Origin of the sequence: Aeromonas sp. ASNIH8 (assembly GCF_002919855.1) — a bacterium.
Taxonomy (GTDB): domain Bacteria; phylum Pseudomonadota; class Gammaproteobacteria; order Enterobacterales; family Aeromonadaceae; genus Aeromonas; species Aeromonas caviae.
The window spans coordinates 47,264-57,923 of sequence record NZ_PQLN01000018.1; the positions used below are offsets into that span (position 1 = coordinate 47,264).

Here is a 10,660-nt window from a genome sequence, read left to right on the forward strand (position 1 = left end):
GATCTGTTGCCATAATATCAGCCGGCCCACGACTAGACCATGGTGGCGCCCTTTCCGGGTCGGGAGGTGGCTGCTGCCGTTCCCCCGCTCACTGGCCCCCGCGCAGCCGTGACAACAGCCTGTCCATGGCACGATAGCCCAGGGCTTCGATCAGATGCGCTCTCTCGATGGTGGCGTGCCCCGCCAGATCGGCGATGGTGCGCGATACCCGCAGGATGCGGTGCCAGGCCCGGATGCTGAGCCCCAGCTTCTGGATGGCACCCTCCAGAAACTCGGCATCCTGTGGCGATAATCTGCAAACATCTTCGATTTCACGACTATCCAGCAGGTTGTTGAGTTTTCCGCTGCGACTCAGCATGCGCTCTCGCGCCCCCAGCACCCGTTCGCGTATCTGCTGGCTCGATTCCCCCCGCTCCGCCTTGCCGGTCAGGCTCCCCCTGGGCAAGAGCGGGACCTCTACCGTCAGATCGAACCGATCGAGAAAGGGGCCGGAGAGCTTGCCCAGATAGCGCAAGATCTGATCCGGGCTGGAGCGGGTCTGGCCGTCGCCATAATGGCCGCAGGGGCTGGGATTCATGGCACCCACCAGTTGGAAGCGGGCGGGAAAATCCACCTGGCGGGCGGCACGACTGATGGTGATGTGCCCGGTCTCCAGCGGCTCGCGCAGGGAGTCGAGCACCTTGCGCTCGAACTCCGGCAGTTCATCCAGAAACAGGACCCCGTTGTGGGCGAGGGAAATTTCGCCAGGCCTGGGATGGGTACCCCCGCCCACCAGCGCCACCGCCGAGGCGCTGTGATGGGGCGTGCGATACGGCCTGTGGTGCCAGTGGCCGGCGCGGGGGGTGAGGCCGCCGATGGAGTGAATGGCGGCGGTCTGCTGCGCCTCCTGTTCGCTCAGCGGTGGCAGAATGCCGGGCAGACGGCTGGCCAGCATGCTCTTGCCGGTGCCGGGGGGGCCGATGAACAGCAGGTTGTGGCTGCCAGCTGCGGCGATCTCCAGCGCCCGCTTCGCCTGGGACTGACCGATCACATCCTGCAGATCCGGCACGTCGGGTAGGATCTCCGCGCTCTGGGGTTCCGGCAGCGGCAGTTCGTACTGGCCCGCCAGCCAGGCGGTGACCGCCAGCAGCTGGTGGGCGGTGCGCACCTCGGCATCCTGTATGAGGGAAGCCTCCGGACCGTTCTCCCGTGGGACCAGCAGGGTGCGCCCCGCGTCGCGGCAGGCGAGCACCGAGGGGAGCACCCCAAGCACGGGGCGGATCTCGCCCGTCAGGGCCAATTCCCCTAAAAATTCGTGATCGAGCAGGTATTTTGCGGGTATCTGCTCGGATGCGGCGAGAATGCCGATGGCGATGGCCAGGTCGAAGCGGCCCCCTTCTTTGGGCAGATCCGCAGGGGCCAAGTTGACCGTGATGTGCTTGGCCGGAAATTCGAAATTGCCGTTGAGCAGGGCGCTGCGCACCCGATCCCGCGACTCTTTCACCGAGGTTTCCGGCAACCCCACCATGTTGAAGGCGGGCAGGCCGTTGGAGAGGTGCACCTCCACCGTGACTTGCGGCGCCGCTATCCCCAGGCTGGCACGGCTATAAACAACAGCTAATGACATAAATACCGTCCTTGGTTTGATGTATATGCTGGTTAACCGTTTTTTATTAGTTTTTTGTTCCAATTGTCAGGTTTCAGAGCAGTAAAAATCAGAGTCTTGTCAGGTAAAAAGTGCTTGCCCAATAAAAATCACCGTGCTAGTTCTAATAGCCATTCGCGGCAAGCTCCGCTCCCATTTCACAGGATTTCCGGTTGTAACTATGAACATGGCCTCCCGTTTCGTCAGCATTATTGTGGTCCTAGTGGTGATTATTATCTCACCGCTCGGGGCTCGTTTGGCTGCACGGAACAAGGGATAGACCCACCACCGGACAGAACGAAACAAGCGACCCCCGAGCCTCACGGCCCGGGGGTTTTTTTTCGACCAAAGGACAGGATTTTCCACATGAACGGCGCGCAGTTTTTGGTACAGGCTCTCAAGAAACAGGGTGTGACCCAGGTGTTTGGTTACCCGGGCGGAGCCATCATGCCGGTCTACGACGCCCTGTATGACGGTGGCTTGGCCCATCAGCTCTGCCGCCACGAGCAGGGTGCCGCCATGGCTGCAGTGGGTTATGCCCGCGCTTCCGGTCAGGTGGGGGTCTGCATCGCTACCTCTGGCCCCGGCGCCACCAACCTGGTCACCGGCCTCGCGGAGGCACTGCTCGACTCTGTACCGCTGGTGGCCATCAGCGGCCAGGTGCCCTGCGCCGCCGTCGGTACCGATGCCTTTCAGGAAGTGGACGTGCTCGGCATGTCCCTCTCCTGCACCAAGCACTCCTTCATGGTGACGGACCCGGCGGATCTGGGACGGGTCATTGCCGAAGCCTTTGCCATCGCCACCGAAGGGCGTCCGGGCCCCGTGCTCATCGACCTGCCCAAGGATGTGCAACTGGCCGCCGTTCCCTCTCAAAGCCCGCTGTTTGCAGTGGAGGAACCCGCCCCCCTGAATCCGGCCGAACTGACGGTCGCCCGTACCCTGCTGGCCGGTGCCGAGCGTCCGGTACTCTACGTTGGCGGCGGGGTGGGCATGGCCAATGCCGAGCAGCAGCTGCGCGACTTTGCCGCCACCACGGGGATGCCGGCGGTCACCACCCTCAAGGGGATAGGTGCCCTCGACCCCGACAGCCCCGTTTATCTGGGCATGCTCGGCATGCACGGTACCAAGGCCGCCAACCTGGCGGTACAGCAGTGCGATCTGCTGGTGGTGGTAGGTGCCCGTTTCGATGATCGGGTGACCGGCAAGCTGGAGGAATTTGCCCCCGAGGCGAAGGTGATCCACCTGGATGTGGACGCCGCCGAGTTCGGCAAGCGCCGCGCCGCCGATGTGGGGATCACCACGGATCTCAAGCGTGTGCTGCCCGCCCTGGCGATGACGCTGACCCTCGACCCCTGGCGCGAGTACTGCGCCACCATGGCTCGGGAATACGCCTTCCGCTACGACCATCCGGGTCAGGCCATCTACGCCCCGGCCCTGCTCAAAGAGCTTTCAAGCCAGCTGCCTGACACCAGCGTGGTGGCCTGCGACGTGGGTCAGCACCAGATGTGGGTGGCCCAGCACATGCGTTTCACCAGCCCGCGCAACCACCTCTCCAGTGCCGGCCTCGGCACCATGGGCTTCGGCCTGCCCGCCGCCATCGGCGCCAAGATGTCGCGCCCCGATGACGAGGTGGTGCTGGTGAGCGGGGACGGCTCTTTCATGATGAACGTGCAGGAGCTCGGCACCATCCGCCGGGCCCGGCTCAAGGTGAAGATGGTGCTGCTGGACAACCAGCGCCTCGGCATGGTGCGCCAATGGCAGGAGCTGTTCTTCGACGGTCGCTACAGCGAGACCAATCTGTCCGACAACCCCGATTTCGTCGCCCTGGCTGCCGCCTTCGGCATTCCCGGCGAGACCATCACATGCAAGGAAGAGATAGGTCCGGCACTGGATCGCCTGCTGGCGAGCGAGAGTGCCTATCTGCTGCATGTGGCTATTTCAGAGGAAGAAAATGTCTGGCCCCTGGTTCCGCCAGGAGTCGCCAACCACAAGATGATGGAGCAACGCCCATGAACCAGCTCAATACCAGCACCCTGGAAATCCATGCCCAACCCAGACCCGAAGTGATGGAACGGGTGCTGCGGGTGGTCCGTCACCGCGGTTTCAATCTCTGCGCCCTCAACATGGAGCAGGATTGCCAACAGCTGCGGATCACGGTTACTGTCGAATCGGTACGTCCCATCCAGCAGTTGTGGAGCCAGCTGGTGAAGCTGGTGGATGTCTCCCGGGTCGATGCACTGGAACAGCAACCCCGGATCAGAGCTTAAGGAGCCAAGCCAATGTCACAGCCTTCCCAATCCGCCGCCCACCCCCAATACATCTGGTTCAACGGCAAGCTGGTCCCCTGGCAGGATGCCCAGGTGCATGTCATGAGCCATGCCCTGCACTACGGCTCCTCGGTGTTCGAGGGGGTGCGGGCCTATGACACTCCCAAGGGGACCTGCATCTTCCGCCTGCAGGAGCACACCCGCCGCCTGTTCGACTCCGCCAAGATCTACTGGATGGACGTCCCCTACAGCGAGTATGAGGTGAATGAAGCCTGCCGCACCGTGGTGCGCGAGAACGGCCTGAAGAGCGGCTACCTGCGCCCGCTGGCCTTTGTCGGCAACGTGGGGCTGGGGCTGCATCCGCCGCTGGATGCCAAGGCCGACCTCATGGTCGCGGCCCTGCCCTGGGGCGCCTACCTCGGTGAAGAGGGGTTGAAAAACGGAGTGGATGTGTGCGTCACCTCCTGGAACCGGCTCGCTCCCAACACCATCCCGACCGGTGCCAAGGCGGGAGGCAACTATCTCTCCTCCCAGCTCATCAGCCGCGAGGCCAAGCGCAACGGCTTCGCCGAGGGGCTGGCGCTGGATGTGAACGGCTATCTGAGCGAAGGGGCGGGGGAGAACCTGTTTCTGGCGAAGAACGGCGTGCTGTTCACCCCGCCCGCCACCGCCGCCATCCTGCCCGGCATCACCCGCGACACCATCATGACGCTGGCGCGCGACTTGGGTTACGAGGTGCGCGAGCAGGCGCTGCCCCGTGAAGCGCTGTACGTCGCAGACGAAATCTTCATGACCGGCACCGCCGCCGAGGTGACCCCGGTGCGCTCGGTGGATCGGATGAAAGTGGGCGCCGGTTGCCGTGGCCCGGTGACCGAGCAGTTGCAGAACGCCTTCTTCGGCCTGTTCAACGGCAAGACCGAAGACAAGTGGGGCTGGCTGACGCCGGTCAACGACTGATGATAGCGGGGAGGCGTCACGCCTCCCCGAGTCGCTTCCGGTGAAGGCTCCCCGAGGTGCCTTCACCAGGATCGATTCCCGATCCGCGAATCACACATTCATGTTGAAAGACAATGCGCCCCAGGGGCATTCAGGGAGTAGAGACAATGCCGAAGTTGAGATCCGCCACCACCACCCACGGACGTAACATGGCCGGGGCCCGCGCCCTCTGGCGTGCCACCGGCATGACCGATCAGGATTTCGGCAAGCCCATCATCGCCGTGGTCAACTCCTTCACCCAGTTCGTGCCGGGCCACGTCCACCTCAAGGATCTGGGCCAACTGGTCGCCCGCGAAATCGAGGCGGCTGGCGGGGTCGCGAAGGAGTTCAACACCATCGCCGTGGATGACGGCATCGCCATGGGCCACGGTGGCATGCTCTATTCCCTGCCGTCCCGCGAACTCATCGCCGACTCGGTGGAGTACATGGTCAACGCCCACTGCGCCGACGCCATGGTCTGCATCTCTAACTGCGACAAGATCACCCCGGGGATGCTGATGGCTGCCCTGCGCATCAACATCCCGGTGATCTTCGTCTCCGGCGGCCCGATGGAAGCGGGCAAGACCAAGCTTTCCGACCAGATCATCAAGCTGGATCTGGTGGACGCCATGATCCAGGGCGCCGACCCCAAGGTCTCCGATGCACAGAGCGATCAGATCGAGCGCAGCGCCTGCCCCACCTGCGGCTCCTGCTCCGGCATGTTCACCGCCAACTCCATGAACTGCCTGACCGAGGCACTGGGTCTCTCCCAGCCGGGCAATGGCTCCCTGCTGGCGACCCACGCCGATCGTGAGCAACTGTTCAAGCTGGCGGGCCAGCGCATCGTCACTCTGGCCAAGCGCTGGTATGAGCAGGACGATGCCTCGGTACTGCCGCGCAACATCGCCACCAAGGCGGCGTTCGAGAACGCCATGGCGCTCGACATCGCCATGGGCGGCTCCACCAATACCGTGCTGCACCTGCTGGCGGCAGCCCAGGAGGCGGGCGTCGACTTCACCATGGCCGACATCGACCGCATGTCCCGCAAGGTGCCCCAGCTGTGCAAGGTAGCGCCTTCCACCCAGAAGTACCACATGGAAGACGTGCACCGCGCCGGCGGCGTGGTTGCCATCCTGGGTCAGCTGGAAAAAGCGGGCCTGGTGCACGGGGATACCCGCAACGTGCTGGGCACTTCCCTGGTGGAGCTGCTGGCCGAATATGACGTCAGCCGCAGCAATGACAAGGGGGTTCACGACTTCTACCGTGCAGGCCCTGCCGGCATCCGTACCACCAAGGCGTTCAGTCAGGATTGCCGCTGGCCCGAGCTGGATCTGGACCGCGCCGAGGGGTGCATCCGCTCCTTCGATCACGCCTACAGCCAGGAAGGTGGCCTGGCGGTCCTCGCTGGCAACCTCGCCCTCAACGGGGCCATCGTCAAGACCGCCGGGGTGGACGAGGAGAACCTCACCTTCCGCGGCCCGGCCCGGGTATTCGAGAGCCAGGAGAGCGCGGTGAGCGGCATTCTGGACGGCACGGTGAAAGCCGGTGAAGTGGTGGTGATCCGCTACGAGGGCCCGAAAGGGGGCCCCGGCATGCAGGAGATGCTCTATCCCACCACCTATCTCAAGTCCATGGGATTGGGCAAGGCGTGTGCCCTCATCACCGACGGTCGCTTCTCCGGCGGTACCTCGGGTCTCTCCATCGGCCACGTCTCCCCGGAGGCGGCCTCCGGTGGCACTATCGGTCTGGTGGAGGATGGCGACATCATCAACATCGACATCCCGGCCCGCAGCATGGTGCTGGAGGTGGCCGACAGCGTGCTGGCCACTCGCCGCGCCGACGTCTCTGCCCGTGGCTGGAAGCCGGTCGATCGTCAGCGCGAGGTCTCCTTTGCCCTGCGCGCCTACGCCATGTTCGCCACCAGCGCCGACAAGGGCGCGGTGCGCGATCGCACCCTGCTGGGGGAGTGAGAGAATGAACTGTCATGATATGGGCGCATTGCGCGCCCTTCGCCACGAGACGGGGGTATAAACCATGGTCTCTGCGGCGGATTATCTACGCAAGGTGCTGCTCTCCCCCGTCTACGAGGCGGCGAGGGTCACCCCCTTGCAAACCCTGAAGAAACTCTCCGAGCGGCTCGGCAATCACGTCAGCCTGAAGCGGGAGGATTTGCAACCGGTTCACTCCTTCAAGCTGCGCGGCGCCTACCACAAGATCGCCACCCTGACCCAGGAGCAGAAAGAACGCGGCGTCATCGCCGCCTCTGCCGGCAACCACGCCCAGGGGGTCGCCCTGTCGGCCGCCAAGCTCGGCATCAAGGCGATCATCGTGATGCCCAAGACCACGCCGGACATCAAGATCGACGCGGTGCGCCGTCAGGGCGGCAACGTCATGCTGTTTGGCAACAGCTTCGATGAGGCCTACGGCGAGAGCCGCCGACTCGCCGAGTTGGAGGGCTACACCCTGATCCCGCCGTTCGACGACGTCGAGGTGATCGCGGGCCAGGGCACCATCGGCAAGGAGCTGCTGGAGCAGGATACCCACCTCACCCACGTCTTCGTGCCGGTGGGCGGCGGCGGCCTGGCCGCCGGGGTGGCGGTCTACATCAAGCAGCTGCTGCCGGATGTGAAGGTGATCGGGGTGGAGGCGGAGGGGTCCGCCTGCCTCAAGGCGGCGCTGGCGGCCGGCGAGCCGGTCAATCTGGAGCGGGTCTCCCTGTTTGCGGACGGGGTGGCGGTCAAGCGCATCGGCGAGGAGACCTTCCGCCTGTGCAACCAGTATCTGGACGAGGTGGTGACCGTCTCCAACGACCAGATCTGCGCCGCACTGAAAGACATCTTCGATGACTGTCGCGCTATCGCCGAGCCGTCGGGGGCCTTGTCCCTGGCAGGCCTCAAGGCCTACAGCGAGCGAGAGCAGGTGAAAGGGGGACGGATGGCGGCCATTCTGTCCGGCGCCAACGTGAACTTCCACAGCCTGCGCTACGTCTCCGAGCGCTGCGAGATCGGCGAGAAGCGCGAGGGCATGCTGGCGGTGACCATCCCCGAGCGCAAGGGGGCCTTCCTCGACTTCTGTCGTCAGCTGGGGCCGCGCATGGTGACCGAGTTCAACTACCGCTATGCGGATGCCGAGCAGGCGTCGCTGTTCGTTTCGGTGCGCCTCACCGGCGGTGACGAGGAGCTGGGCCAGATCATCGATCAGCTCGGCGGCAACGGCTATCCGGTGGTCAACATGACCGAGAGCGAGCTGGCCAAGAACCACGTGCGCTACATGATTGGCGGCCGCCCGGCCCGGCCCCTCGGTGAGCGTCTTTACAGCTTCAAGTTCCCGGAGCAGCCGGGGGCCCTGATGCGCTTCCTGGAGACCCTGGGCTGTCGCTGGAACATCAGCCTGTTCCACTACCGCAACCACGGCGCCGACTACGGCCGGGTGCTCTGTGCCTTCGAGCTGCCGGACGAGGACGTGGCGGCTTTCCACGATTACCTGCACGAGATTGGCTACGGCTGGAAAGAGGTGAGCGAGGATCCCGCCTACCGGCTGTTCCTGGCGAGCCAGGGCAGTCAGTGAGCGGGGGCCATCCCCTTGCCAGATGAAAAACGAAGAGCCCGGCTCTTCGTTTTTTTATGGGCAACGCGCCGGCCCCCATGATTGGGGGCACGGTGGCTGATAATGTCGCCAATATCACACTCCTGAGTCCCTGGTCGTTTGAGGCTGGTTGCAGATGGGATAATCTGAATGCGGGGCTTGGGTTCAGGGCCCCGTCAGGGAAGAGAGACGCAGCAGCGTCATAACAATTCATTGCAGGGGCTCATCCATGAACAGATCTATGCTCGCCGTCCTGATCGGCGCTTTGATGGCAACAGGGACGGTGCAGGCTGCCGCCCAGGACAACACCTGGTATGTCGGCGGCAAGGCCGGCTGGTCAAATTATTACGGGGTGGATTACAACGCTCAGGTCGAAGAGCTGTTCGATGCGACCAAGGTGAACGAGAACAGCGATGATCTCGGTCTGGGGCTGTTTGCCGGTTATCAGGTGAACAGAAACGTGGCGGTTGAGCTCGGCTATGACTGGCTCGGCAAGTATCAGGTGGACAAGCACTACTCGGGCAACGGGGTTGATTTCGCACTCGATGGCGAGGCCAAGGCCCAGATGGTGCAGGCCACCATGAAGATCATCCTGCCTGCAACCTCGGCACTGGATATCTACGGCCGTCTCGGGGGGGCCTATGCCTGGACCGAGAGCTCACTCAACGTCCGGGCCAGCGATGGCACCAGCAGCCTCTCCGAATCCCATGAGGGCAACAAATATCATGGTGCCGCCTTTGTCGGGGCGCTGGGGGTCGAATACGCCATCGACAAGGATTGGGCCGCCCGCCTCGAATACCAGTACACCACACCCCTTGGGAAGACTTCCCTCGACGAATCAGGCATCGAGATGGACAACGGCCTGCTGTCGGTCGGCATGCTCTATCGCTTCGGCCAGATAGGCGACGAGCCGGTGGCACCAACGCCTGCGCCCGAACCTGCGCCCGCCCCGGCCCCCGTGCTGGTGGAGAAGCAGTTCAGCCTGGATTCCGATGTGCTGTTCGAGTTCAACAAGGCGACCCTGAAGCCGGCCGCCAGTCAGGCCCTCGACAACCTGTTTGCCCAGATCCTGGCGGCCAATCCGAAAGACGGGGTGGCGACGGTGATCGGTCATACCGACCGCATCGGCTCGGAGGCCTACAACCAGTCCCTCTCCGAACAGCGTGCCCGCACGGTGGCGGATTATCTCATCGCCAAGGGATTGTTTGCCGACAAGGTGCGTGCCGAAGGGCGGGGAGAGTCTTCGCCCGTGACCGGGGGCAGCTGCCCGGATGGCGCCAAGGCGCAGATGATCGCCTGCCTGGCCCCGGATCGCCGGGTCGAGGTGCGCCTGACCGGGGTCTCCCAGGTCGCCGAATAAGCCATCTTTGCCTTGCTATTAAACAACGAGGGGGCCTTGGCCCCTTCGTTGTTTATGTGGGTGTGAGTCGTGACGTTTGCAGCCGCTTGGCGCAATGACTCACCATGATCAGCAGCAAGGCGCCGGGCAGCACTGTTTGCCAGAGGAAAGGCCAGGACTGGGTGGTGAGCAGGATCAACAGTGGATTGGCTCCGGCGGGGGGGTGGATCAGCCCCAGTCCCTGCATGAGTGCAATGGACAGGCCCACACCCAGCGCCAGCTTGAGTTCCATCGGTAGCGGTAGCAATTGCACCACCAATCCCACGGTGGCCGATAACAGGTGGCCTCCCAGCACGTTCTGCGGACGGGCCAGCGGACTGTCCGGCAGGGAGAAGAGCAGCACACAGCTTGCCCCGAACGGTGCCATCAACAGGGTTGACTGCCAGCTCATGTCCAGCCAGCCGAGCAACATTATGGCCAGGCAGGCTCCGAGCCCTGCCAGCCAGGCACTTCGCCATCGCTTGTTTCCATCTCCTGTCTCCTTGTCTGTGCCGGATCACTTGATCCAGCCTGCGACATTAGGGAAGGTGCGAACAAGTCCCTGACATGAGATCATGTTTGTCATCTGGAGCCATGGAGCAGGGTTCATCATGAGTCATCAACTTACCTTCGCCGACAGTGAATTCAGCAGTAAGCACCGTCAGACCAGAAAAGAGATTTTCTTGTCCCGCATGGAGCAGATCCTGCCATGGCAAAACATGGTGGAAGTCATCGAGCCGTTTTATCCCAAGGCTGGTAATGGCCGGCGACCTTATCCGCTGGAAACCATGCTACGCATTCACTGCATGCAGCATTGGTACAACCTGAGCG

Annotated in this window: 9 protein-coding genes; 7 read left to right on the forward strand and 2 right to left on the reverse strand. The window is 63.4% G+C overall.

What is annotated here, in order from left to right; translation table 11 throughout:
• Window positions 1-88 precede the first annotated feature (88 nt).
• A complete protein-coding gene (locus C3418_RS07075; protein WP_103858219.1) occupies window positions 89-1,606 on the reverse strand; it encodes a YifB family Mg chelatase-like AAA ATPase in 1,518 nt (505 codons plus the stop codon).
• Window positions 1,607-1,990: 384 nt separating this feature from the next.
• Between C3418_RS07075 and ilvG the strand changes: the two genes are divergently transcribed.
• The 6 genes from ilvG to ompA all read left to right on the forward strand — a co-directional run bounded on the left by ilvG (window position 1,991) and on the right by ompA (window position 9,811).
• Window positions 1,991-3,637 carry an acetolactate synthase 2 catalytic subunit gene (ilvG, locus tag C3418_RS07085; RefSeq protein WP_103858220.1) on the forward strand — a complete coding sequence of 549 codons (1,647 nt, stop codon included), beginning with the start codon at window positions 1,991-1,993 and terminating at the stop codon, window positions 3,635-3,637.
• Window positions 3,634-3,891 carry an acetolactate synthase 2 small subunit gene (ilvM, locus tag C3418_RS07090; RefSeq protein ID WP_010676086.1) on the forward strand — a complete coding sequence of 86 codons (258 nt, stop codon included), beginning with the start codon at window positions 3,634-3,636 and terminating at the stop codon, window positions 3,889-3,891. The genes ilvG and ilvM overlap by 4 nt, the downstream gene beginning before the upstream one ends.
• A 12-nt stretch (window positions 3,892-3,903) precedes the next feature.
• Window positions 3,904-4,848, forward strand: coding sequence for a branched-chain amino acid transaminase (locus C3418_RS07095; RefSeq protein ID WP_103858221.1), 945 nt, complete (start codon window positions 3,904-3,906; stop codon window positions 4,846-4,848).
• 146 nt (window positions 4,849-4,994) lie between these two features.
• Window positions 4,995-6,836 carry a dihydroxy-acid dehydratase gene (gene ilvD / locus C3418_RS07100; protein WP_103858222.1) on the forward strand — a complete coding sequence of 614 codons (1,842 nt, stop codon included), beginning with the start codon at window positions 4,995-4,997 and terminating at the stop codon, window positions 6,834-6,836.
• A gap of 64 nt (window positions 6,837-6,900) precedes the next feature.
• The gene (gene ilvA, locus C3418_RS07105; protein WP_041211987.1) at window positions 6,901-8,433 is read left to right on the forward strand and encodes a threonine ammonia-lyase, biosynthetic; all 1,533 of its coding nucleotides are present in this window, start codon (window positions 6,901-6,903) and stop codon (window positions 8,431-8,433) included.
• Between the two features lie 247 nt (window positions 8,434-8,680).
• Entirely contained in the window at window positions 8,681-9,811 is a 1,131-nt protein-coding gene (ompA, locus tag C3418_RS07110) for a porin OmpA (protein ID WP_048209598.1), read from the forward strand.
• Window positions 9,812-9,863: 52 nt separating this feature from the next.
• On the opposite strand, the gene C3418_RS07115 is transcribed toward ompA, so the two are convergent.
• The gene (locus C3418_RS07115; protein WP_171864758.1) at window positions 9,864-10,259 is read right to left on the reverse strand and encodes an HPP family protein; all 396 of its coding nucleotides are present in this window, start codon (window positions 10,257-10,259) and stop codon (window positions 9,864-9,866) included.
• A 181-nt stretch (window positions 10,260-10,440) separates the two neighbouring features.
• Here C3418_RS07115 and C3418_RS07125 point away from each other — a divergent pair.
• Window positions 10,441-10,660: transposase (locus C3418_RS07125; protein ID WP_219812687.1), on the forward strand; the 220-nt coding region annotated here is incomplete at its 3' end.

Bases quoted from the DNA above. Each gene is read 5' to 3' on its own strand.
- ompA (WP_048209598.1), top strand. From the start codon at position 8,681: ATGAACAGATCTATGCTCGCCGTCCTGATCGGCGCTTTGATGGCAACA.
- ilvA (WP_041211987.1), top strand. From the start codon at position 6,901: ATGGTCTCTGCGGCGGATTATCTACGCAAGGTGCTGCTCTCCCCCGTC.
- ilvG (WP_103858220.1), top strand. From the start codon at position 1,991: ATGAACGGCGCGCAGTTTTTGGTACAGGCTCTCAAGAAACAGGGTGTG.
- C3418_RS07095 (WP_103858221.1), top strand. From the start codon at position 3,904: ATGTCACAGCCTTCCCAATCCGCCGCCCACCCCCAATACATCTGGTTC.
- C3418_RS07075 (WP_103858219.1), bottom strand. From the start codon at position 1,606: ATGTCATTAGCTGTTGTTTATAGCCGTGCCAGCCTGGGGATAGCGGCG.
- ilvM (WP_010676086.1), top strand. From the start codon at position 3,634: ATGAACCAGCTCAATACCAGCACCCTGGAAATCCATGCCCAACCCAGA.
- ilvD (WP_103858222.1), top strand. From the start codon at position 4,995: ATGCCGAAGTTGAGATCCGCCACCACCACCCACGGACGTAACATGGCC.